General features: G+C 35.0%; 28 protein-coding genes. 10 read left to right on the forward strand and 18 right to left on the reverse strand.

What is annotated here, in order from left to right:
* Nucleotides 1-5: 5 nt before the first annotated feature.
* From DW761_RS07215 to DW761_RS07245, 7 genes are read left to right on the forward strand one after another with little or no spacing between them, the layout of a single operon-like run.
* Nucleotides 6-872: an ABC transporter permease gene (locus DW761_RS07215; RefSeq protein ID WP_117455231.1), complete on the forward strand. Its 867-nt coding sequence runs from the start codon at nucleotides 6-8 to the stop codon at nucleotides 870-872.
* 12 nt (nucleotides 873-884) lie between these two features.
* Nucleotides 885-1,892 (forward strand): ABC transporter ATP-binding protein, encoded by a 1,008-nt coding sequence (locus DW761_RS07220; protein WP_117455233.1) that lies wholly within the window; start codon nucleotides 885-887, stop codon nucleotides 1,890-1,892.
* 2 nt (nucleotides 1,893-1,894) lie between these two features.
* Nucleotides 1,895-2,905: an ABC transporter ATP-binding protein gene (locus tag DW761_RS07225; protein ID WP_117455235.1), complete on the forward strand. Its 1,011-nt coding sequence runs from the start codon at nucleotides 1,895-1,897 to the stop codon at nucleotides 2,903-2,905.
* Nucleotides 2,898-4,322: a hypothetical protein gene (locus DW761_RS07230; protein ID WP_117517166.1), complete on the forward strand. Its 1,425-nt coding sequence runs from the start codon at nucleotides 2,898-2,900 to the stop codon at nucleotides 4,320-4,322. The genes DW761_RS07225 and DW761_RS07230 overlap by 8 nt, the downstream gene beginning before the upstream one ends.
* 11 nt (nucleotides 4,323-4,333) lie before the next feature.
* Nucleotides 4,334-5,263, forward strand: coding sequence for a dihydrodipicolinate synthase family protein (locus DW761_RS07235; protein WP_117455239.1), 930 nt, complete (start codon nucleotides 4,334-4,336; stop codon nucleotides 5,261-5,263).
* 42 nt (nucleotides 5,264-5,305) lie between these two features.
* Nucleotides 5,306-5,788, forward strand: coding sequence for a YhcH/YjgK/YiaL family protein (locus DW761_RS07240; protein WP_117517168.1), 483 nt, complete (start codon nucleotides 5,306-5,308; stop codon nucleotides 5,786-5,788).
* The gene (locus DW761_RS07245; protein ID WP_117517170.1) at nucleotides 5,769-6,686 is read left to right on the forward strand and encodes an ROK family protein; all 918 of its coding nucleotides are present in this window, start codon (nucleotides 5,769-5,771) and stop codon (nucleotides 6,684-6,686) included. The genes DW761_RS07240 and DW761_RS07245 overlap by 20 nt, the downstream gene beginning before the upstream one ends.
* A gap of 15 nt (nucleotides 6,687-6,701) precedes the next feature.
* On the opposite strand, the gene DW761_RS07250 is transcribed toward DW761_RS07245, so the two are convergent.
* Both DW761_RS07250 and DW761_RS07255 read right to left on the reverse strand, forming a co-directional pair.
* Nucleotides 6,702-7,445: a YwaF family protein gene (locus tag DW761_RS07250; RefSeq protein WP_117517172.1), complete on the reverse strand. Its 744-nt coding sequence runs from the start codon at nucleotides 7,443-7,445 to the stop codon at nucleotides 6,702-6,704.
* A gap of 68 nt (nucleotides 7,446-7,513) precedes the next feature.
* A complete protein-coding gene (locus DW761_RS07255; protein WP_117517174.1) occupies nucleotides 7,514-8,404 on the reverse strand; it encodes a CPBP family intramembrane glutamic endopeptidase in 891 nt (296 codons plus the stop codon).
* 262 nt (nucleotides 8,405-8,666) lie between these two features.
* Between DW761_RS07255 and DW761_RS07260 the strand changes: the two genes are divergently transcribed.
* Entirely contained in the window at nucleotides 8,667-10,223 is a 1,557-nt protein-coding gene (locus DW761_RS07260) for an AAA family ATPase (RefSeq protein ID WP_158553764.1), read from the forward strand.
* A gap of 100 nt (nucleotides 10,224-10,323) precedes the next feature.
* On the forward strand, nucleotides 10,324-11,877 hold the full coding sequence (locus tag DW761_RS07265; protein ID WP_158553765.1) for an AAA family ATPase: 1,554 nt from the start codon (nucleotides 10,324-10,326) through the stop codon (nucleotides 11,875-11,877).
* Between the two features lie 144 nt (nucleotides 11,878-12,021).
* On the opposite strand, the gene DW761_RS21635 is transcribed toward DW761_RS07265, so the two are convergent.
* The 11 genes from DW761_RS21635 to DW761_RS07315 all read right to left on the reverse strand — a co-directional run bounded on the left by DW761_RS21635 (nucleotide 12,022) and on the right by DW761_RS07315 (nucleotide 19,825).
* Complete coding sequence (locus tag DW761_RS21635; RefSeq protein ID WP_255411930.1) at nucleotides 12,022-12,156, reverse strand: hypothetical protein; 135 nt, start codon at nucleotides 12,154-12,156, stop codon at nucleotides 12,022-12,024.
* A gap of 79 nt (nucleotides 12,157-12,235) precedes the next feature.
* Nucleotides 12,236-12,649, reverse strand: coding sequence for a hypothetical protein (locus DW761_RS07270; RefSeq protein WP_117517180.1), 414 nt, complete (start codon nucleotides 12,647-12,649; stop codon nucleotides 12,236-12,238).
* Between the two features lie 13 nt (nucleotides 12,650-12,662).
* On the reverse strand, nucleotides 12,663-13,100 hold the full coding sequence (locus DW761_RS07275; RefSeq protein ID WP_117517182.1) for a LytTR family DNA-binding domain-containing protein: 438 nt from the start codon (nucleotides 13,098-13,100) through the stop codon (nucleotides 12,663-12,665).
* A 120-nt stretch (nucleotides 13,101-13,220) separates the two neighbouring features.
* Nucleotides 13,221-14,069: a prephenate dehydrogenase gene (locus DW761_RS07280; RefSeq protein ID WP_117517184.1), complete on the reverse strand. Its 849-nt coding sequence runs from the start codon at nucleotides 14,067-14,069 to the stop codon at nucleotides 13,221-13,223.
* On the reverse strand, nucleotides 14,066-15,328 hold the full coding sequence (gene aroA, locus DW761_RS07285; RefSeq protein ID WP_117517186.1) for a 3-phosphoshikimate 1-carboxyvinyltransferase: 1,263 nt from the start codon (nucleotides 15,326-15,328) through the stop codon (nucleotides 14,066-14,068). The genes DW761_RS07280 and aroA overlap by 4 nt, the downstream gene beginning before the upstream one ends.
* Nucleotides 15,328-16,344 carry a 3-deoxy-7-phosphoheptulonate synthase gene (gene aroF, locus DW761_RS07290; RefSeq protein WP_117517188.1) on the reverse strand — a complete coding sequence of 339 codons (1,017 nt, stop codon included), beginning with the start codon at nucleotides 16,342-16,344 and terminating at the stop codon, nucleotides 15,328-15,330. The genes aroA and aroF overlap by 1 nt, the downstream gene beginning before the upstream one ends.
* Before the next feature lie 13 nt (nucleotides 16,345-16,357).
* A complete protein-coding gene (aroC, locus tag DW761_RS07295) occupies nucleotides 16,358-17,476 on the reverse strand; it encodes a chorismate synthase (RefSeq protein WP_117517190.1) in 1,119 nt (372 codons plus the stop codon).
* Nucleotides 17,477-17,480: 4 nt separating this feature from the next.
* The gene (aroB, locus tag DW761_RS07300) at nucleotides 17,481-18,485 is read right to left on the reverse strand and encodes a 3-dehydroquinate synthase (protein WP_117517192.1); all 1,005 of its coding nucleotides are present in this window, start codon (nucleotides 18,483-18,485) and stop codon (nucleotides 17,481-17,483) included.
* Nucleotides 18,486-18,760: 275 nt separating this feature from the next.
* Nucleotides 18,761-18,958 carry a hypothetical protein gene (locus DW761_RS07305; protein WP_117455268.1) on the reverse strand — a complete coding sequence of 66 codons (198 nt, stop codon included), beginning with the start codon at nucleotides 18,956-18,958 and terminating at the stop codon, nucleotides 18,761-18,763.
* A gap of 12 nt (nucleotides 18,959-18,970) precedes the next feature.
* Entirely contained in the window at nucleotides 18,971-19,294 is a 324-nt protein-coding gene (locus DW761_RS07310) for a helix-turn-helix domain-containing protein (protein WP_117517193.1), read from the reverse strand.
* Between the two features lie 93 nt (nucleotides 19,295-19,387).
* Complete coding sequence (locus tag DW761_RS07315; protein ID WP_117517195.1) at nucleotides 19,388-19,825, reverse strand: MarR family winged helix-turn-helix transcriptional regulator; 438 nt, start codon at nucleotides 19,823-19,825, stop codon at nucleotides 19,388-19,390.
* Between the two features lie 163 nt (nucleotides 19,826-19,988).
* Here DW761_RS07315 and DW761_RS07320 point away from each other — a divergent pair, with 163 nt between their 5' ends.
* Nucleotides 19,989-21,023 carry an FUSC family protein gene (locus DW761_RS07320; protein WP_117455746.1) on the forward strand — a complete coding sequence of 345 codons (1,035 nt, stop codon included), beginning with the start codon at nucleotides 19,989-19,991 and terminating at the stop codon, nucleotides 21,021-21,023.
* 405 nt (nucleotides 21,024-21,428) lie between these two features.
* Here DW761_RS07320 and DW761_RS07325 read toward each other — a convergent pair whose 3' ends face one another.
* From DW761_RS07325 to DW761_RS07345, 5 genes are all read right to left on the reverse strand, one after another.
* Complete coding sequence (locus DW761_RS07325; protein ID WP_199485608.1) at nucleotides 21,429-21,803, reverse strand: GNAT family N-acetyltransferase; 375 nt, start codon at nucleotides 21,801-21,803, stop codon at nucleotides 21,429-21,431.
* Nucleotides 21,804-21,915: 112 nt separating this feature from the next.
* Nucleotides 21,916-22,125 carry a helix-turn-helix transcriptional regulator gene (locus tag DW761_RS07330; RefSeq protein ID WP_117455748.1) on the reverse strand — a complete coding sequence of 70 codons (210 nt, stop codon included), beginning with the start codon at nucleotides 22,123-22,125 and terminating at the stop codon, nucleotides 21,916-21,918.
* A 1-nt stretch (nucleotide 22,126) separates the two neighbouring features.
* The gene (locus tag DW761_RS07335) at nucleotides 22,127-22,429 is read right to left on the reverse strand and encodes a DUF6442 family protein (RefSeq protein WP_117517197.1); all 303 of its coding nucleotides are present in this window, start codon (nucleotides 22,427-22,429) and stop codon (nucleotides 22,127-22,129) included.
* 10 nt (nucleotides 22,430-22,439) lie between these two features.
* Complete coding sequence (locus DW761_RS07340) at nucleotides 22,440-22,772, reverse strand: DUF6442 family protein (RefSeq protein ID WP_117517199.1); 333 nt, start codon at nucleotides 22,770-22,772, stop codon at nucleotides 22,440-22,442.
* A gap of 143 nt (nucleotides 22,773-22,915) precedes the next feature.
* A complete protein-coding gene (locus tag DW761_RS07345; RefSeq protein ID WP_117517201.1) occupies nucleotides 22,916-23,863 on the reverse strand; it encodes a HipA domain-containing protein in 948 nt (315 codons plus the stop codon).
* Between the last annotated feature and the right edge of the window lie 4 nt (nucleotides 23,864-23,867).

Below are 23,867 nucleotides of genomic sequence, written 5' to 3' on the forward strand. Positions count from 1 at the left end.
GCATAATGAAGAAATTAAGTATCAATCAATCATCATTGCTGTATCGCAATATGAAACGTCTATTAAAAAACAAACTGGCAATTATGGGAATCATCATTATCTTGTTGTTTCTGATACTCGCTGTATTTGCGCCTTTATTTACATCCTTCGATCCTAATGCTATTGATTTAAAGGCTGTAGGTGCTGCGCCATCATCCACCCATATATTCGGTACGGATAAACTGGGCAGAGATGTATTCGCAAGAATTTTATATGGAGGAAGAACCTCCATCACCGTTGGTGTCCTGAGTGCATTAAGCGGTTCCTTCGTTGGTGTTGTATTTGGATGTGTTGCCGGATACTTTGGCGGAAAAATAGATATGTTGTTCATACGTTTGTCTGAAATCCTGCAGACGTTCCCTCAAATGATTTTGATATTAATCATGGTTGCGATTTTAAGCCAAGGTGTACAGAATCTGATTATTATATTTTCCATTACAGGATGGATGACAACCTTCCGTATGATCCGAAATGAATTTATGGTATTACGTGAAGAAACATATGTAGAGGTAAATAAGGCATTTGGTATCAGTGATTTAACGATTATGTTTAAACAGATCCTGCCAAATACATTAAGCCCTATCATTGTATCCACAACCATCAACAGTGCCGGCTTTATTTTAAGTGAAGCAGGGCTAAGCTACTTAGGACTGGGTGTTCCCAATACCGTAGCTACATGGGGCAATATTATGAATGCCGCAAAATCATTAGATGTAATTGCGAATAACTGGTGGTTATGGGTGATTCCTGGTATTACGATTTCATTATTTGTACTTGCGGTAAATTTCTTCGGGGATGGATTGCGAGATGTTCTTGATCCAAAGCAGTTGTAGGAGGGCGTAATTATGAGTGAAGATATTATTCTGAAAGTAGAACATTTACATACAAGCTTCTACAATGGCGGAGAAAAAGTTGATATTGTGAAAGATGCGTCTTTCACTGTATATAAAGGAAAAACACTGGCAATCGTTGGAGAATCCGGTTGTGGAAAAAGTGTTACCGTACATAGTGTCATGAACCTGCTTCCTAAAGCAGGAAAGATTGAAAAAGGCAGTGTAACATATTATCGTGATGGAAAGCCTGTCATGTTAAATAAGCTTCCACAGTATGGAAAAGAAATGCGTGATATACGTGGAAAACATATTGGTATGATCTTTCAAGATCCCATGACTTCTTTAAATCCTGTGTATACCATTGGTTCCCAAATCATGGAGAATCTTTTACAGCACAATAAAAAAATGAAGAAAAGTGAAGCATTGGAGGAAGCTGTTTATATGCTGGCAAAGCTGGGTATTCCAGATCCAAGAAGTCGTGTAAAAGATTATCCCCACCAGTTTTCCGGTGGTATGAAGCAGCGTGTTATGATTGCGATTGCTATGGTATGTAATCCTGATATTCTGATTGCGGATGAACCTACCACAGCGTTAGATGTTACAATTCAGGCCCAGATTATGGATCTAATGAAAGAGCTGCAGGAAAAAGAGAATAAATCTATTGTGTTGATTACACATAATATGGGACTTGTAGCGGAGAATGCGGATGATGCGGCAGTTATGTATATGGGACGTATTGTGGAGTATGCTTCCACAAAACAGATATTTAATCGTCCTTCTCATCCATATACCAAAGCTTTATTAAGAAGTGTACCCGTACCTGGTATGGATAAAAACAAAAAGCTGGAAACAATTGAAGGACAGACACCTGATCCAAAAGATTGTAAAGAAGGCTGTGAATTTGCGAATCGATGCCCTCAGGCATGTGAACGCTGTTTCAAAGAAACAATCAAAAATTATGAAGTAGAACCCGGACATATCGTAAGGTGTTTATTATTTGAAGGCAATAAGGAGGTCTAATTATGGAAGAACAACATGAAATCGTATTTCAGGTCAATCATCTGAAAAAGTATTTTCCCGTATATGGAGGCTTTTTCAAAAAGGAAATAGCTTCTGTAAAAGCATTAGATGATGTATCCTTAAGCATTCGTAAAGGTGAAACATTAGGTATTGTAGGAGAATCCGGGTGTGGAAAAACAACGTTGGGTAAAAACCTGTTGATGTTGGAAAAACCAAGCGATGGAGAAATTCTTTATAATGATCAGGGTGTATTAAAAGATATTACGAAGATGAACAAAGAAGATCTGTTTCAATTTAGAAAACAGGTACAGATGGTGTTTCAAGATCCTTACAGTTCATTAAATCCTGTGAAAAAGATTTATAATGCATTTGAAGAACCATTAAAAGCACATGGCTTTCATAAACGGGAAGAACGCGAAGAAATCATGAAAAAAATGATGGAGATGGTAAATCTTCAACCAGATTATATTTATCGTTATCCACATGAATTCTCCGGCGGTCAGCGTCAAAGAATTTGTATAGCACGTGCTTTATGTATCAATCCATCTGTTGTGATTTGTGATGAGCCGGTATCTGCATTAGATGTATCCATTCAGGCACAGGTATTGAATCTGATGAAAGAAATCCAGCATAAAATGAATTTAAGTTATGTATTTATTGCGCATGATTTAAGTGTTGTGGAATATATGAGTGATCGTATCGTGGTTATGTATTTGGGAAAAGTTATGGAAATCGCAACCAGCGATGAACTTTCAAAACGACCATTACATCCATATACCGAAGCATTATTATCCGCTGTACCTATTCCAAAAATCGGTGAAAAAAGAAAACGTATTGTATTGGAAGGAGATGTCCCAAGTCCAATTCATAAGCCTTCTGGATGTCCTTTCCACAACCGTTGTAGAAAATGTATGGAGATATGCAGGAATGAAGAACCTGTTTTAAAAGATGTAGGAAACAACCATCTTGTATATTGTCATTTGTATGATGGCAAGGAGGCAGTCAATGAATAAATTTTTATTACTGGATAGTGGATTAGTCGATGGCTTTCTTATGTCGAATGCGGCAATACATGTAAATCCCATTCATAAAGAAAATAAAGTATTGTTTCATGAAGATTACTTTAGTGAACCACCCAGACTATGGGAAGTACGTTACGACAATTCTTATCCCAATCTGATTTATGATCCCCAAATAGAACGCTATCGTTTGTATTATTCCGTCTTTACATATGATAAAGATGCGGCACGTACACCATTAAATGAACGTGTAAACAAACGTTACAAACCAACAGAGGATCGCATTGTTTCCTTATGTTATGCGGAGTCAAAAGATAGTATTCATTGGGAAAAACCAGATTTATATCTGCATGAAATCAATGGCAGTAAACGCAACAATGTCATTCTGCCTTATGCACATGGCACAAGTGTTTTTCTGGATACAGAGGAACAAGATAAAGATAAACGATATAAACTTATGACAAAAATTGATTATGCCGGCCATAACAATTTCATGGCAGTTGCCTTTTCCAGGGATGGTATCCATTTTACAGAGCCAAGAGAATGGGCCAAATACAACCCCCAGGCAGATACCCATAACTTTGTCTTTCGTGATCAGAAAACGGGTCATTATATCTTAATGACAAGAATCTGGCGAAATGGATTGCGTATTGTCGCAAAAAGTGAAAGTACGGATTTCATTAATTGGAGTGAACCACAGGAAGTATACCGTGGAAATGGATTCCAGAATCAGGTTTACTCAATGCCGGTATTTCAATATGCGAATCTGTATTTAGGGCTTGCTTCTGTATACCATGAAGGCGATCAGATTGATGAAAACTATGATACAGTAGATTGTTTCCTGAAGTTTACAACCAATTTAGATGCATGGGACAGTATCAATGATGAAGAACCCTTTATCCCAAGAGGTGCTGGACATTATCCAACTGGAGCACCAGATTGTGGATGTATCTATGCTTCCGCCCCTGTAGAAATAGATGGAAGGATGTATTTCTACTATATGGGAGGCAATGGACAACATACCAATTTCAGAGAAACAAGTTTCATGCGCGGCTATGTAGAAAAAGATCAATTCGCTTATTATACAAATAAACGTACAGAAACAAATGCAATACTACAAACCACAGCATTTGATGTATATGGCGATAACTTAAAGGTACTTATGAAAGAAGAAACAAACGCACAGTTTAAAGTGGAAATCACCAATCGTAAAGGCATTCCTTTTGAAGGCTTTGAGGCAGCATCTATGCAGGTATCAGAACCTGATGAGGATGGATATCGTGATATCACCTATAATGGACATACCCTGAGTGAATTAAAAGGCAAAGAAATATATTTACGCTTTACCTTCCAAAACATAAAGCTATTCGCCATACAAGGTGATTTAAGTAAAATAAAAAGAAAATATTAGGAGGAATCGAAATGGCTAACTTTGAATTAAAAAATATCAAAGGCGTAATTCCAGCATTGATTACACCCTTTGATGAACATGAAGAATTTGATGAAAACAGAATGCGTAAACTGGTCAATCATTTGATTGAGCGGGGAATGGATGGATTATATTTAACAGGCAGTACGGGTGAAGGCTTCTTAATGACACCAGAAGAAAGAAAAAAAGTAGTAGAAGTTGTAATTGATGAAGTACATGGAAGAATTCCTGTCATCGTTCATGTTGGTGCTATTTCCACAAAGATTAGTATCGATCTGGCAAAACATGCCTATGCCACAGGCGCAGATGCCATTAGTAGCGTGCCACCATTCTACTGGAAATTTAAAGAAGAAAACATCTATAAATACTATGAAGCCGTGTCTATGTCAACACCACTTCCTATGATTGTATACAACGTACCACTTGCTGGACTATTAGGCTTTGATTTTATCTGTCGTCTAGCAAACATTCCAAATGTGAAAGGTGTCAAATATACAGCATGTACACATCAGGATATTTACAAATGTAAAGATAAGATTTCGCAGGATTTCATGGTATACTCTGGCGCAGATGAAATGGCAGTCAGTGGTATTATCAACGAAGCAGATGGAATCATCGGTTCTTTCTATTCCATGATGCCGGATGTATTCAAGGATATTTATCAAAAAGTAAAAAGTGGAGATATCGCTGGTGCACAGAAAAAACAGAAAATCGCAGTAGATATCATAGAAGCATCATTAAAATATGATTATTATGCAGTCATCAAAGAAAGCCTTCGCTGGATGGGCGTAGATGCCGGTTATGTCAGAGCGCCATTTATGAACCTGAGTGAAGAAGAAATAAAAAAAGTAAAACAGTCATTTAAGGAAATTAAAGCTCATTATCAGGTAAATGATATTGAAGTATTAAATGCATGTGACTAGAAACTTCCTTGTGAAGTTTCTTTTTAAAATAAGGAGAACATTATGATTACAGGTAAACTAAAAGATTTAAACAGATATATCGGAATCAATAAAAATCTGGATATCGCAATTGCATATATTCAAAAAGAAGAATGGCGTAATGCTTCAATGGGTGAAACACCGATTGATGGACAGCGTGTTTTATTAAGAAGATTTGATTGTAAGACGGTTTCATCAGAAGAAAAACCATTTGAAGGACATCAGGTTTATGGGGATATTCAGTTATTGGTAAAAGGCAATGAAATAGTAGAATACACAGACTTATTACATACAAAGGCATTAAATGAATACCAGAAAGAGGATGATTTTCAAGAATATCAGGGAACGGCTCTTGGTTCTTTCCTTTTGGAAGAAGACAGCTTTGCGATTTGTTTCCCAGAAGATTTACATAAACCAGATATTACGCATGTAAGCACAAGAGTAGAAAAAGCCGTTATCAAATTCATGATAGAAGAAGGTGAAACATATGGACTATCTGGGAATTGATATTGGTGGTACAGATGTAAAAGTAGGTATTGTGGATGCGTCAGGAGAAGTACTCATATCTGCGAAATATCCTGTAAATATTGATCATTATAAAATACCCTTTATGGATGCAGTGATGCAGGGGATTTTGATGTTTCTTTCAGAAAAAGAAATTGATCTGGCACAAATCAAAGGAGTAGGTGTTTCTGCGACTGGTCAGATTGATGATCATAGTGGTGTTGTGATTGGCTCCGGTGGTTCTGTGCCAGGATATTGTGGCAGTCATATCAAAGAGCGCATAGAAGAAACGCTGCATTTGCCTTGTACCGTATTGAATGATGCGGATTGTATGGTATTAGCCGAGGCATGGATGGGAGCTGCGAAAGGTTATCAAAATGTTGTGGCATTTACGATTGGTACTGGCATTGGCGGAGGTATGATTGTGAATGGAACACTGTTGACAGGAAGAAATGGCATTGCTGGAGAAATCGGACATATGATACTTCATGAGCAGGGAGAACCATGTGGATGTGGAAATCAAGGTTGCTTTGAGCGTTATGCATCGACATCAGCTTTAATACGAAGAATACAGGCACGCTGTCCATCAAGACCAGTCATGAATGGCATGGAAGTATTTCAATGCCTGAAGAAAGGGGATCAGGAAATACAGGAAGTTGTGAATGAATGGATAGAGGATATTGTCGCAGGCTGTGTATCCCTTGTGCATATCTTTAATCCAGAAATCATCGTGATTGGCGGTGGTGTAAGCAATGAAACTGAATATTTGATAGCACCATTACGTAAAAAAATCAAAGAAAAAGCCATGCCTATGTTTGCGAAAGATCTGGAAATTACACAGGCAAAGCTAGGAAATACGGCTGGAATGGTTGGTGCTGTATATCATTTCATACACCAATAAGTAAAAGGAAAGCATCTACGGATGCTTTTTATATGCGATGATTTTTTGAATAAGCAGTCCACCACCACAGGCACATACTAAATAAATCAAAATGGTTGGTATGCGCCCAATAATTGGCTCTAGCATATCAAAAACAGGTTGTGAAAAAGGCATATAAGGACTGATATAAAACATATCTATATCACCATAAATATGAAATATCATATTAAAACATGTTGCCAATACAGCGGTAAAAATGAATAACAGTATGACCAGATGATATTTAGCAAAAGTCTTACGATACCAGGCAATATGGAATCCTATAAACAATAAAATAAAGTGCCATAAAAAAGCATGCGCCGTTAATGTAATATAGGAATGCATCATATCATCAGGAAACAAAAGTGCCATAGAAGCCCCTAGAATAGTAAAATCCATCAAGAAGGTTTCTATGATAGAAGTCGAATGCTTTTTCAAGAAAGGCAAAAGAACACACAAATACATAGGCAGCGAACATAATTGAAAGGGGAAAATCCACCAGTCATAAGTATGATGATTTACAATGGCATAAGAAAATAATTGTTTATATAACTCTAATAAGATAAGGATCATACCAAGAATGAATAACAAGCGCTGATGCATTGCTTGGGATATATGTCGGGTTTTCCATCCCAGAAAGATTGTGACAGGAACCCCTACTAACAACATAAGTATATGAAAAATACCCCAGGGTTCTGGTTCATTCATCATCCATGCTGTATAAGATAGTAACGTATCCATAAAGATCACCTATGAACATTATAATCCAAATATTTGGTAATATACAAAAAAAGACAGATGAATCTGTCTTATAATAATTCAATAGATGTTAGTATGTTTAATATAATCAAAATCAAAAATATAATACCAGCCCAGTTATGGAAAAAGTCACGTACTCTCCAAGCTTCTTTTTCTCTGTTTTTAAAAGGATGTTTCCGTAAATACTTTATCACTTTTATCAATGCATATCCCATGAAAATAATCATGACCCATCCAATCAATGCGGCGATATAAATATTAGATATAAAGGATGTCACAGTACCAATGGTATTAAAAATGATATGTGTGATAATAGCTGGATATATGGATTCACTTCGTAAAGTCATCTTACATAGCACGATAGAAAAGAAGAAAAGTGGAACTGTTTGTGGCAGATTGCCATGAAATAATGCAAACAGGATAGATACAGTCAATATCGCAAAACGAGTACCATAAGGTTTTAATTTCTCTAATATGAGTCCTCTAAAAATCAATTCTTCAAATAAAGGTGCCAACAAGATACTGTACACAATATTAAAGATATTGATTAGAAGCTGATTTCCCATAGACATATCAATGGTATGAAATTCTATCTGATTTTGTACAAGCAATGTAAATAAATTAAAACAAAGTGAAATAAGATAGGTGATTCCAATGGTAATCATGATATATCTAGTAAATATCTGACGTGTAAAGCTTTTTACAGGTTTTTGGTAAGGCAACGTTACATCCATTCGCTTCGGATAATGTTGAATGATGTAAATAGACATCGCACTTAGACATAACACAGATGCCATCATAGTAGAATCATATTCATTATATCCACTAGCAAGGAGTAATGCACCTACAAAAATCACCATGAGAGATGGAATTAATAGATATAGTAACAGCATTTTGCATACAGATGTTGCATCTTGCTTGAATTTTTCTTGATCTTCCATAAAATACCTCCATTTGTTAAGTTACATTATACAAAAATTAATTAAGAATAACAAGTAACAGGAAAATAAATCAGAAATAAAAAATGTAATGATACGCTTATAATGCGTCAAAGAGAGAGTAGAAAATTATGCAGAGAAAAAAGTAGCTAAAACAGAAATAGAAAAGAATAAGGATTGTCTAATGAATTAGGTAGACAGTGCTTTTTTCATAGTAAAAGAGGAGAAAATAGTCTATAATATAAAAAGAGATGAGGTGATGGATATGTATTATCTAGATACAGATGAGCCTATTAAATTTTTTCAACAAGTATTAAGTAATAAAATTTATGTGGATAAAAGCATGTTGATTGATAAATTAAATGATTTCATAGGGAGTGAAGGTTGTTATTTTTGTATAACCCGCCCAAGAAGATTTGGGAAAACAATCAATGCAAATATGCTAGGTGCATATTATACAAAAGGATATGATACACATGATTTATTTAAAAATCTAAAAATAACGCATACTGCATCTTATGAAGAACATATCAATAAACACCATGTTATTTATATTGATTTTAGTACGTTGCCTGATCCATGCACATCCTATGAAGAATATATCAGTTGGATAAAATATTGTATTCAGGAAGACTTGAAAGAAATATATGGCATAGAGAAAGTTCCTGGAGAACCAATAAAAAGCTTATTAAAGAGGACAAAAGAAAAATTCATCTTTATTATGGATGAATGGGATAGCATCTTTTATAAAGATTTTATGCAAGAAAAGGATAAAAAGGCTTTTTTAGAATTTTTGAAGGGACTATTTAAAACGCAGACATATGTAGAATTAGCATATATGACAGGTGTATTACCGATTGCAAAATATTCTACCGGTTCTGAATTGAATATGTTTAGAGAATATAATTTCATGAATGACACTATTTATGAAGATTATTTTGGTTTTGATGAAAAAGAAGTGAAAGAATTAACACAACAATATCCAAAACTATCATTTGAAACATTAAAAAAATGGTACGATGGTTATTATAAATCTGATGGTACTAGCTTATTTAATCCACGTTCTGTTTCATCTGCGTTAATCGATGGTGTCTGTCTTAACTACTGGACAGAAACAGGTCCAATAAATGAAATAGCGGAATACATTGAACATAATGTAGATGAGGTAAGAGAAGATATTGTGAAAATGGTGGCAGGTATTCCTGTAGAAGTTGAATTGGAAGGGTATGCTGCATCTCAATTACAATTAGATAGTCGTGATGAAATATTATCCGCCATGGTGGTCTTTGGTTTCTTGTCTTATCATGATGGTTTCTTGAGGATACCAAATCATGAATTGATGGAAAAATTTCAAAGAGTGTTAAATAGAAAGAGTATGGGTGGTGTCGCAGATATCGTCAATAATTCTAAAAATGTATTAGATGCGACAATTGCGATGGATGGACAAAAAGTCGCACAATATATTGAAGAAGCACATGATCGAGAAATACCATTCTTACAATATAATAACGAAAATAGTCTGTCATGTGTGATTACATTGTGTTATCTGTATGCGAGAAATTATTATGAAGTCACAAGAGAAGATAAGTCAGGCAAAGGATTTGTAGATTATCTTTTCACTCCGAAGAAAAAGGGGTATCCAGCAATCATCTTAGAACTGAAATATAATAAGACAGCCCAAGAAGCAATCGATCAGATCAAAAGGAAAAAATATGTTGATCGAGTAAGCAATTTTGATGAAATATTGTTGGTTGGTATCAATTATTCAACGGAAGCAGATAATCATAAACATCATGATTGTATTATTGAAAAATATAAATAGGAACGATAAGCATTGTCTAATGAAAACAATAGATAGTGCTTTTTTCATAGTAAAAGAGGAAAAAATAGTCTATAATATAAAAAGAGATGAGGTGATGGATATGTATTATTTGGATACGAATAATCCTTTGGAACAATTTAAAATGGATAGCACAAGTGATCCATATGTGGATAAAAGTTTGCTGATTAATAAATTAAATTCCTTCATAAGAACAAGAAATCGTTTTATTTGTATTACACGGCCTAGAAGATTTGGAAAAACGATGAATGCAAATATGCTAGGCGCATATTATACAAAAGGATATGATACACATGATTTGTTTAAAAATTTAAAAATAGCACAAACATCAACCTATGAAGAACATATCAATAAACATCATGTAGTCTATATTGATTTTAGTACATTGCCTGATCCATGCACAACCTATGAAGAATATATCAGTTGGATAAAATATTGTATTCAGGAAGATTTGAAAGAAGTATATGGCATAGAGAAAGTTCATGGAGAACCAATAAAAAGCTTATTAAAGAGGACAAATGAAAAATTCATCTTTATTATGGATGAATGGGATAGTATCTTTTATAAGGACTTTATGCAAGAAAAAGATAAAAAGGCTTACCTGGAATTTTTAAAAGGATTATTAAAAGATCAATCTTACGTAGAATTGGCTTATATGACAGGAGTGTTACCAATCGCAAAATACTCTAGCGGATCTGAGTTGAATATGTTTAAAGAATATAATTTTATGAATGATAGGATTTATGAAGATTATTTTGGGTTTGATGAAGAGGAAATAGTTGAATTAACTAAGAAATACACGAAGCCATCATTTGAAACATTAAAAAAATGGTATGATGGATATTACAAATCAAATGGTTCAAGTTTATTTAATCCACGATCTGTTTCATCTGCGATAACGGATGGTGTCTGTCTTAACTACTGGACAGAAACAGGACCAATGGATGAAATAGCTGAATATATAGAACATAATGTAGATGCAGTAAGAGAGGACATTGTGAAAATGGTGGCAGGCATTCCTGTAGAAGTGGAATTGGAAGGATATGGCGCAGAACAGTTACACTTAGATAGTCGAGATGAGATATTATCTGCGATGGTTGTCTTTGGATTCTTGTCATATCATGATGGTTTCTTGAGGATACCAAATTATGAATTGATGGAAAAATTTCAAAGAGTGCTAAAAAGAAAGAGTATGGGTGGTGTCGCAGATATCGTTAGCAATTCTAAAAATGTATTAGATGCGACAATTGCGATGGATGGAGAAAAAGTTGCACAATATATAGAAGAAGCACATGATCGAGAAATACCATTTTTGAAATATAACGATGAGAATAGCTTATCATGTGTGATTACATTGTGTTATCTATATGCAAGAAATTATTATGAAGTCACAAGAGAAGATAAGTCAGGTAAAGGTTTTGTAGATTATCTATTCACTCCGAAGAAAAAGGGGTATCCAGCAATCATCTTAGAACTTAAGTATAATAAGAGTGCAGAAGAAGCAATCGATCAGATCAAAAGGAAAAAATATGTTGATCGAGTAAGCAATTTTGATGAAATATTGTTGGTTGGTATCAATTATTCTACAGAAGCAGATAATCATAAACATCATGATTGTATCATTGAAAAATATTAAAATATAAAAAAACATCAGATTGAAATAGAAACAAGTCTGATGTTTTCTTTTACGCAGCATTCTTATGGTCTTATTAATATAAGATGATTCAGGAATGATGGGGTGCTTGATTAGAAATGTTATTAAAATGTTATTAAAATGTTATTATTTCATTTTGATTTCTAAGAGAGCACTATTTTGAAATGCTGCGCTTTTCATGAACTGCATTTTTTCTTCATAACGTAATTCTTCGGCATGATAGTAAAATCCTTTTTCTTTTTTTGTGTGATGTAGGAACATAAGTTATACCTCCTTTCAATAGAACAATGTTTTGTTACAATGATATTATAACGTAACAATGTTTTGCTGTAAAGCCTTTTTAATTTTTTTCTGCTTTTTTCTTTTGTAACAAGGCATTCATCTGGGCAGTTTCTTTTACAACGGTATGATTTACATAAGCTTGTATCAAAAGGATATTCACTGTGTATATCAACCATAAATTAAAAACTCCATGAAAGCTGAATGGAATTGTGAAAAAGAGTTGATACGCAATCATAAAGATGATAAATAATATCACGTATCGAGTGAAAAAATAACTACGATAACTTTTAAAATCATAGAAATCAATAACATAACATGCGATGGTCAAAATCATAATCATGGCGATATCTGATAAAATAACAGTACCTTCTATGGCTGTGGAAAAACGGATGGCATTGATGCTTTCCACAATCATACATAGAACACTGCAGATACATCCATAGGGTAGATATTTGTGAAAAAAACGATACATAAAGTATTCCTCCTTACTGGCTAATGGCAGCCTTTAATGTTTCCAAATACATGCGATTCACTATGAGCTTGTCGTTGTTTTCCATGTGCAGCAACAAGCGGTGATTGGCATATGGTTCTAATGCATCAATCCATAAAATGTTCACAATCGTATGTTTGCTGATACGACAAAATGTCGTATTCTTTAAACGTTCTTCTAATTGTTGAAGGGATTGCTTCATTTCATAAATGTGATGACTTGTATAAACGATGGTTTTACCGTCCACAGATTCCAAGTAGTATATTTCATCAATAGGAATAAATGAAGTTTTATTGTGATCATATACTTCAAAAGAGATGGCATATTGTTCCATCATATGGATGAGCTTTTGTAAGCGGGGATGTATCATCGCACAATGGATGATGATTTCTTCTTCTTTGTAAGCTGCATCCTGTTCAATGCGTATTTTCATATAGAAACCTCCTTACCAACATTATATATAATTCCACAAGTGATACAATCCCTGTAAACATCAAATACCCAAAGGAAGGTACAACCTGCCATAAAAAAAGAAATCATACAACGATGATTCCTATTTATCAAATAATTTTCGTCTTGCCGTGGATTGGATAAATAATTCTTTCAATCCTTCTACATCATTATCAATGAGCTTTGATTTCAGATTTTCCACTTCTGCGGTAAAGTCATCGATTTCTTTAATCAGATTATCTTTATTTAAGAAGAAAACTTCGCTCCAAAGATTTTCATTGATCTTCGCTATGCGCGTCAGATCACGGAAAGAGTCTCCGGTGTATTCCACCAAGTGCGTATTGTCATTGGTATTCATCAAAGAAACCGCAATGGCATGTGTTAGATGGGATACAAAGCCAATCATGGCGTCATGATCTTCCACACTTAATTCACTGATATTATGAAACCCTAAAATCTGAGCCATCTGACGTAAAGACTCGATTGCCTCCTGTGTGTTTTTCTCAGTTGGCAAGATGATAAAGTTCGCAGAATGAAAGATCGTATCATCCGCAAATTTTACACCACTCACTTCTTTACCAGCCATTGGATGGGAACTTAAAAATTCTACATCATCACGTATGATATCCTGAATGGGTTTGACTACACCGGTTTTTACACTGGCTACATCTGATATTAAAGCACCCGGTTTAAAGTATTTTTGATAAGTGGCAATCCAATCAACACTCATGTTTGGATACAGGGAAACAATAATAACATCTGCTTGAGATATCATATCCAGATCGAAGGTAGAGCCTTTATCGATAATGCCATTCTTTAAGGCGTAATCAATACTTAATTGATTGATTTCGATGGCTTCTACATGATAACCGTTTTTCTTTAATCCCATGGCATAACTGCCACCAATTAAACCAAGTCCGATAATTAGAAAGCGAGTATCCTTTGTGATCATAAACATTCCACCTTTCCCTGTATTCGTTTTACATCTTCAAAGAAGGTTGGATAACTTTTAGAAATTGCTTGTGCACCTTCTATCATACCTTTTTGTTTACTGCATAACAAGGCAACTGTTAATGCCATGACGATACGATGATCATTGTGTCCTGATAACGTTTCTTTACATATTGGTTGTGTACACTCTTTGATAAAGATGGTATCTTCATTAGAATGAATATCGACACCAAATTTTCTTAATTCTTCTTCCATTGCGGCAATACGATCACTTTCTTTGATACGTAAGCGCTGGGCATTGATGATGTTGGTTTCACCTTGTGCATACATGGCAAGAACACATAAAATAGGGCCTAAATCCGGGCAATTCGCCAAATCAATCACACAGCCATGTAATGGACTTTTGGATATATGATAACCGTCTTCTATTTCCTCAATGTGTGCACCGAAATCTTTTAGAATAGAAATAATGGCTTTATCTCCTTGTGCAGAACTATGACGAATACCTGTGACATCTAAATCCGCTGATATCGCTGCTAGTACCGCAAAAAAAGCAAGCTGTGAGAAGTCACCTTCAATACGATAATCGTGTGGCTGATAGCTTTGATTACCTGGAATAGATAAGGTGTGATCATCCTGATAGGATACATGTACACCAAACAGGGCTAACATTTCTATTGTTAGATCAACATAAGATCTAGATTCAAATGGTGGTTCGATATGCAGGATACTATCCTTGGACAACAGGGGCAATGTGAATAACAGGCCACTGATAAACTGAGAGGAGATATCTCCTTTGATATGATATTCACCGGGTTTTAATGATTCTTTGATGGTGATTCCTTTGTCGTTTTGAGAAAAGTATAATCCCTGTTCATGGAAGATATCTTCATATACCTTTTGTGGGCGCTGTAGTAAACGACCAGCACCGGTAAAGGTTAAGATTTGATGACATAATGAGAAGATTGGGATAAAAAACCGCAAGGTAGAACCGGATTCGTTACAGAATACTTCTTCTTTTTCACAATGGAAGTTTTCTATTCCATCAATGATTAGTCGATCATTTTCCTGTGTAATTACTGCGCCAAGATTTCGCATACCTTCCATGGTTGCTAAAATATCTTTTGAATATTCCACATGTTCAATGATACTGCGGCCTTTTGCCAAGGATGCACAGATGATAGCACGATGTGCCATGCTTTTACTTGGGGGTATACAGATAGCACCGGATACCTTGGAAGGGGTAATCGTTGCCTGCATTACATATCCCTCCCGATAACCTCGGCGATCTTTTTACCTTTACGAATGACTTCCGCAAAACGCTGTGGTTTTAATGATTGTACACCATCACTCCAAGCGCATTCTGGACAGTCATGTACTTCAATGATCAATCCATCCGCACCTGCGGCAATGGCAGCTAACGAAGCACTTTCCACAAGCTCCCAATCTCCAGTCGCATGACTTGGATCAATAATGATAGGAAGGTGTGTTTTCTTTTTGATAATTGGTACAACGCTTAAATCTAAAGTGTTTCTTGTATATGGTTCAAATGTACGGATACCACGTTCACACAGCATAACATTTTCGTTGCCTTCTGACATAATATATTCTGCACTCATGATCCATTCTTCAATTGTATTGGCAAGTCCTCGTTTTAAAAGAACTGGTTTGTTGGTTTTTCCAACAGCCTTCAATAAATCAAAGTTTTGCATATTTCTTGCGCCAATCTGGATAACATCCACATATTCAATAAATTCATCCAATTTATCTGCACTCATTAATTCTGTGACAATTGGCAAGCCGGTTTTTTTACGAGCTTCCACCATTGCCAAAATACCTTCTGTACCCATACCCTGGAAAGCGTATGGACTGGTTCTTGGCTTATATGCGCCACCTCTCAGCATGACACCGCCACTGTTTTTTACTTCCTGTGCCAAATGACAAATCATGTCTTTTCCTTCCACAGAACATGGTCCGCCAATGACAACGATTTTTTCTTTTCCACCGATTTTAATACCATTTACGTTAATGATGGTATCTTCTGGATGAAACATACGGCTCGCTTTCTTATAAGGACTAGATACACGTACAACGCTTTCCACATGTGGATTTGCCTCAATACGTTTTGGGTCGATTTGAGAAGTATCCCCAACTACCCCAAAGACATTGTAGTTTTCTCCAATACTTTCATGAATCTGTAGTCCTTTGTTTTTCAACTGTCGCATGACATTTTCAATATCTTGTTTTGTCGCATCTTTCTTCATTGTGATAATCATAATCAATTTCCTCCTACGTTCTGTTAAACATGGAAAGTGTTGCGTCACGTTCCATCAATAAATCTAAAATACCAAGTGCTAATACAGCATCTACCACGATTCTTGCGCGATGAATAATTGCTGGATCATGTCTTCCTTCAATCTGAAGCTTTACGGCTTCATGTGTTTCCTTATCTATCGTATCCTGTTCCTTATATATAGAAGGGGTTGGTTTAATTACTGTACGAATACAAATCGGCATACCATTACTGATGCCTCCATTGATGCCTCCATTATGATTGGTAGCGGTTTTTACTCTGTGTTCCTTTTGATCATAAATAATCGCATCATTGACTTCACTGCCATAATGATTCGCAAAATCAAAGCCTAAACCAAATTCCACACCTTTTACAGCAGGTACACTAAATAATAAATGACTTAATCTGCTTTCTATCGAATCAAAGAATGGTTCGCCGACACCCACTGGCATATGCAAGATGACACTTTCCAGAATACCACCAACGCTATCGCCCATATTTGCGGCTTCTTCAATATGGCGATGCATTTGTTCTGCGATATCTTTATCCAGTACCGCAAAATCACTGGCATTCATTTTTTCAATTTCACTTACAAGTGTGGATTCATTACTTGAGAATAAGGTATCTTTGATACCATGACATTCCGCAATATGAGAACCAATCAAAATGCCTTTCTTTTCATTCAATACTTGCATGGCAATCGCCCCAGCCGCAACGATAGGTGCAGTTAAACGACCGCTGAAATGTCCACCGCCACGATAATCCTGATAGCCAAGATATTTTGCTTCTGCGGTATAATCTGCGTGAGAAGGGCGTAAACGGTTTTTTGTCTTTTCATAATCACCACTTCTTGTATTGGTATTATGAATCAATATGGTAAGGGGTGTCCCTGTGGTATATCCATTAAAATAACCACTGACGATATGAATTTCATCGCCTTCTTTCCGTTGTGTACTGATTCTTCCTTTTGCTTTACGCTTATCCATCATTGCGTTGATAAAGTCCATATCCAGATGAATGCCGGGTGCTAATCCATCCATCACAACACCAATTTCTTCACCATGACTTTCCCCAAACAATGTAACATTTAAATGATTTCCAAAACTGTTTTTCATATTCTTATCCTTTCAATAATGCTCTGACTTCTTCAAGCTTCATATCCTGAATTTCTGCCTTGCCAATTTCTTTCACCTTGACGATACTGACACTTCCATGTGCTGCTTTTTTATCATTGCATAATAAGCCATATACTGTATCAGGATCATAAGGCGCAGATGCCTTGATGCCCAGTTTATCATAAATCGCAAGAACACGTTTTTTAATATCTTCATTTTCAATAAAATACAACATGCCAAACGCAACACATTCTCCATGCAGATATTCACTTAAGTGATAATAACTTTCAATCGCATGTCCAATCGTATGTCCAAAGTTTAAGATTTTTCTTAAATGCTGTTCCTTTTCATCTTTTTCCACAACATCTTTTTTCACATATAATGCCTTTTCAATAATCTGGTCTAAATCTTTATAGATATCACCAGCTTCAAATAAATTAAACAGGCTTTCATCATAAATCAAGCCTTCTTTTAATGCTTCAATCAACCCATTGATATAATGGCGTTTTGGTAAAGTCTGTAACGTATCTGGATCAATAATCACTATCTTTGGCTGATAGAAAGCACCAATGATGTTTTTAACTTCATCTAGATTAATCGCAACTTTTCCACCAATACTGGAATCAATCTGAGAAAGGGTTGTGGTAGGGATTTGAATAAAATCAATACCACGCATATAGCTAGCGGCTACATATCCACTTAAATCTCCGACAACACCACCGCCTATTGCGATAATACAGTCTTTTCTGGAGAACTGCTGTTCTAATAGATCTTCACAGATTTCTTTAAATACGCTCAGGCTTTTAGAATCTTCGCCTTGTGGAACAACATGCAGATATCCTTCTGCACATTGTGCAACTACACTGGTCGCATATTCTAAAGGAACGCCTTCATCCGTGATGACCATGACTTTACGATTGAGGTCTACATAATCTTTTACATTGGCTAATACACCATGTTCCATAATGATGTCATAACCATTTTCTTTTAAATCCACATGAATTTTCATTTGTTTATCCTCCTGATTAAGAAAAAAAAGCATCAATCATTCGACAGATGCTTTTGTGTAATCGTTATAAAGAGAAAAAGAACCATGCATATGTTATGGCTTTATAACGAACTATCGATAATAATAATATCCTTTGTTATGCATAGCACTCACTCCCATTTGCCTATATGATACGATACTTTGACGAGAATTACAAGAAAAATCATCAAAAATATGTAAAAAATTTCAAATCGTGAAACAAAATGTAAAATATGATGCTGTTATGATGACAAGCATTAAGCATATTTGCTTAACCAGTACTTCTGAAATAATAGTCCCATGATTGCACATGTAATGGTTCCAAGGATTCTTGGTATCCATATATTCTGTATGAAATTATCTGTAATATCTAAAACAATATTCCCAATATATATCGAAATGTAAAGGGCAATCAGAAAATATAAAGTATGCATTTTTGACTTTGTTTGATTCATAAATTTCCTCCTCTAAGCGTTCATGATGAACATCAATATAAAAAGAACCATGAGGGCAATCAATATACAAAGCAGCAGCGTATTGTTTTTACTGACCTGTGTTTCAACAACATTTACTTTCTGTTCTATAAGATGCTGGATATCATTTTCCATCAGGGCATCCATGCTGACTTGTAATGCCTTTGACAGTGCTAATAACTGATTGGCATCAGGGGTGGTAATATTGAGTTCCCAGTTGCTGATGGTTTGTCTGGTGACACCAACCATATCTCCCAGCTTTTCTTGTGATAATTGAGCTTTCTTTCTGGCTTGTTGTATATGATCTCCTAAATTCATATGTTCTCCTTTCTATTTTATTGTACGAAAATTTATAAAATCATTCTATCAAATACCTTTGGAAAAGTGTCAAAGATATTTAACATGGAGGGATTAATCTAATTTTGTTAGTAATCTGATCAGCGTGTCTGTGGCATTTCTTAGCTCTTCTTTTTCTTTTTCATCAAGTGTAAGTGGCATCGATGCTTCTACTGATGCAAGATCAATCACATTCTCTTTTAGAAACTGTGTACCTTCTTCACTAATGGCAATACGAATCATTCTTCGATCTTTTTCATCATGAAAACGTTGGATTAAGTGATGTTGATAAAGTTTATCAATAATTTGGGTTGCCTGCTGTTTGGATAATTTTAAAGAGGAAGATAATTCACTCATTGTCATTGGACCTTTTTTCGCAAGGGCAATCAGACAATAATGTGTTTCATAACTGATTTGAGAATGCTTTTGGGTACGTTTGATAGGGCGTTCTACTTTATAATGCCATAATGGCAATAATTTGATAAAGTTGTCTATAATATCACGATCATTCATAACTAGTTCCTTTCTTTCTGCTTGACATAACAAAAGCAGAAGCATACAATATAGTACATAACACTTTACTATTCACAAAACTGTATCAAATTAAGGATAGCGTAAAATGAATAGAAAAGCAAGGTTATTTGTTGTTTATTATATAGAAAATGGAGGGATATCGATGAAGACAGAAAGTAAGTCATATTTGGGATTAATCCTGCACAATGCTTTTCGTTTTGTGATCAATGTAGGCTTTGTGTTTATCTTTCAGATTATATTTGGAGTGGAAAATATCCTGCCTGGTGTCGCCATTGGCGTAGGTTTTACGATGCTGCCAATGATGGATTTGCCTATTCGGCCATGGACAATGTTTTTCATCATCATGCTCCTTTATACAGGTGGAGGATTGGCAGGAGAATTAGCACTTGTTTCTCCTGTACTAGCATTTCCTTTGTACTTTCTTTTTACAGTATTGATTATTTTATTGAGTAATGAGCCAGTTGCATATAAGCCTAATATTTCGTTTTTATTATGTTTTGTATTTTCACAGGCGACTCCACTTCCATTTGATCTGCTGGCATCTAGGATGAATGCAGTTTTCTTTGGTGGTTTGATTGTTGGCGTAGGTACACTCATTAACTGGTATCGTTATGGATATGGCAAAAATGGAAGAACGATGCGACAACAGATACAGCTGTGTGCTAAAAATCGCAGTTATATTTTCCGTATGTCCTTCGGTATTGCCTTTGCGATGACAACTGGTATGCTGCTGCACCTTCAAAAACCATTATGGATTAGTATTGTGGTAATGTCATTGACGCAATTAGAATTTTCAGAAACCATGGAACGTATAAAATATCGGTTTATCGGAACCATGATAGGTGTGGTTTTGTTCTTTCTGTTATTTCAGATTTTGATACCGCAACAATACGCCATGTATGTAGTCATGTTCTTTGGCTATATCGGGTTCTTCCTGCCGGATTATAAATATAAACAGATAATTAATGCTGTCAGTGCATTAAATGCATCTCTTGTCTTACTAGATGGCGTCACAGCGATTGAACAGCGTATCGCTTGTTTAGTTGCAGGAATCGTCATTGTTATCGTGATTTATGCGTTGACTTTTGTGATGAAAAAATTAAAAAAGCTTCAACAGGATATTCAGCATTATGTTTTGGCTGATGATTTCCCTTATACAACCTCAAAAAAAGGATGAAAAATATGTAACGTATTTTCATCCTTTTCGTATGCAACTTCTATACAAATAAATAAAACTTAATCATAGCAGGTAGATTTGCCAGATTTGATATCAGCTATTTCTTGAGCTAAATAACTTACAAAATCATCTTCTTCAATCACATCTTCTACTTCTTCCTGTGTTGCGTTCATTCGCGTACCTCCTGAGCTTAGCTATTGTATAGTTATGCTTTATTTAGTGGAATTATACCGCATACAAAATGAAAGTCAACGGAAAATGGTAAAGTTTTTGTAAAGTTTATTAATGGTATACAAGGGCTTACAAAAATAACAATATCGTGAACAAATTATATGGTTATCTATGACGAATGTGTTATGAAAAGATTTAAGTAGATTTAACTCTATCAGCTAAAATAAAGAAGAGTTAAGTGAATTTAAATCGATTTGACATTTTACCAAAAGAGTTAAATAGAACATCGTCACTTTGTATAAAACCAGCGTTTTTATAAAACTTTCTGGCATGATGATTTTCCTTTAACACCCAAAGATACAAATCATGATATCCTTCTTCTTTTAAACACATGATTGTTTCATGAAGAAGTTGTTTGCCATAACCTTTACCCATATAGTCTGGAAGCATATAAATAGAGATAATTTCACCATATTCATGTAATCTGGATAATCTTGATGAACAATAACTAGAGGTACCTATCATTTGATTATCTTCTATCATCACAAGGGAACGCCTTCCTTCAGATGATAAATTCTTAGCCCATTCACCTTTTGGAAGATGATCCAAATAATCTTGTGGAATGATTCCTTTATAGGCAGATTTCCAGCTTTCTTCATAGATTTAGCTAATCTTATTTAGATCATCTGTTTCATTTACTTTTCTCATCATCATAATCCCCTTAATCGAAGTAGAACAAATCTTCAAATTTCTTGTCTAAAGCAATGCAGAGAATCAAAGCAAGCTTCGCTGTAGGATTAAACTGACCAGTTTCAATGGAACTGATGGTATTTCTTGATACCCCAACCATTTCAGCTAATGCGGATTGTGATAATCCTTTTTCTGTTCTTGCCTCTTTTAGGCGGTTTTTTAAAATCAATGTATCATTCATGTTAGTGCCCCATGAAGAATCTGATGGTTGCAAATAGTGCGACAAGCAAAGTAATAAGCGCCATTATCAGATTAGTAGAATCTTTTGTTTTCACATAACAATATATGCGACCGGCAAAGACAGAGAAACATACAGTTGCACATAAATCCATGATAGGTTGATTTTTTTGCGCTCTGATGAACGCAAAGATTGCGGCACTGATCACCAAGGCAATATAAGTATATTTCATTGCTTTATCATGTGTCTGGACAACCATTTCATCTTGTTCATTTTGTGCTCTTATCAAAATTTCTTCTTTATTCATTATAGGCCTCCTATGCTTTTAGTATTAATCTTGTCAAAATCATTATGGATATAATAACAGAACCCACAAAAATATAAAGATTTAGTTTATCTTTCGTATTGATATAAAACGTAATGTGACGACCCGCAAAACCAACAAGAAAAGCTAGGGAACAGATTTGATAATCAATAAAAGATGCTCCTGTGATTGCCTCTTGTATAAAGGATATAATGGCAAGTCCTAAAAAGACAAACATAATTGCGATATAAGCATTCTGACTGGCACGTTGTTCTAACGCTTTTTCTCTTTCATCTCCATTTTTATTTTCTAATCTACTTTTGTTTAAAATTTCTTCTTTATTCATAACAATTTTCTCCTTTGTATCTTGTGCCAAGTTTTATTGGCATCTATACTATAGCATTGCCAAGTTTTATGTGCATTTATTCTATAAGTATAATTTTGTATCCATGAAAAAAACAGACTCATTAGCCTGTTCTTATAAATTTATTAAGATTTTTTATTTATTTCTTGTATATGTTTCCATGCTGGAATTAATAATTCTTGTAAACGTATTTCCATTCCTTTCACATAAAATTCTTTTCTTGCCTTACTGATGATTTCTATGCCATTTTCTGATTCTGGTATTGCATAAATCATATTTGCTATTTGATCCATTTGTTCTTGTATTATGGGGACAACGCGCTTTATTGCTTTTTTTATATCCTCATCTTCCATCTTTAAAAGCTTACGAAATTGAAGAACTTTTCCATCAATATTATATCCAGTTACAGTATTTAAAGCACTATTCATTAATTTTGTTTCATCTTCCAACAGGCTCTTTATTCTATTATCGGATATTTTGGTGGAAAAAGAAGCTCCATTATCGAAAATTGGTGCTAATGATACGGAACCATCCAAATAACGCAAAATGCCCCAATTACCACTATTACGATCATTATTATTAATGAATCCATCTATGATTACACAATCCCAGAAACGTTTTGACATCCCTTCAACGATATTTAATAGTTTGTTATATTTTAGGTGTGCTTTTACTGCATGTAAACTGGTACTACCAACACTATTACTTTCTGATATTGTTTCTTCTAAGAATGCTTCAAGATCTTTATTATAATAGTTTTTGACTTCTCTAAATTCCTGTAACTTCTCATTTGCATTTGTGAAATCTTTACATGCCACAACAAGCTTATGATCCTTAACGCCTAATCTTGTTTCATGAACAGGATAGCCAAGGATTTCATATACATGGCTGCCTATATATTCAGAAAGTGGAGAAGTTGTATAAGAAATTTCGGTTTCGCGCATTCCCTTAGTAGTTTTTGGAAACTTTAATATCCAATCTTCATTTTGATAGATGATACCAAGTTTACTGCCTGCCATACCGCCATAGGCTTTATTATTATCTATACATTCATTAAAATCTATTAAGAACATAAAC

Source organism: Absiella sp. AM29-15, assembly GCF_003434225.1.
Classification (GTDB): Bacteria; Bacillota_I; Bacilli_A; order Erysipelotrichales; family Erysipelotrichaceae; genus Hoskinsella; species Hoskinsella hominis.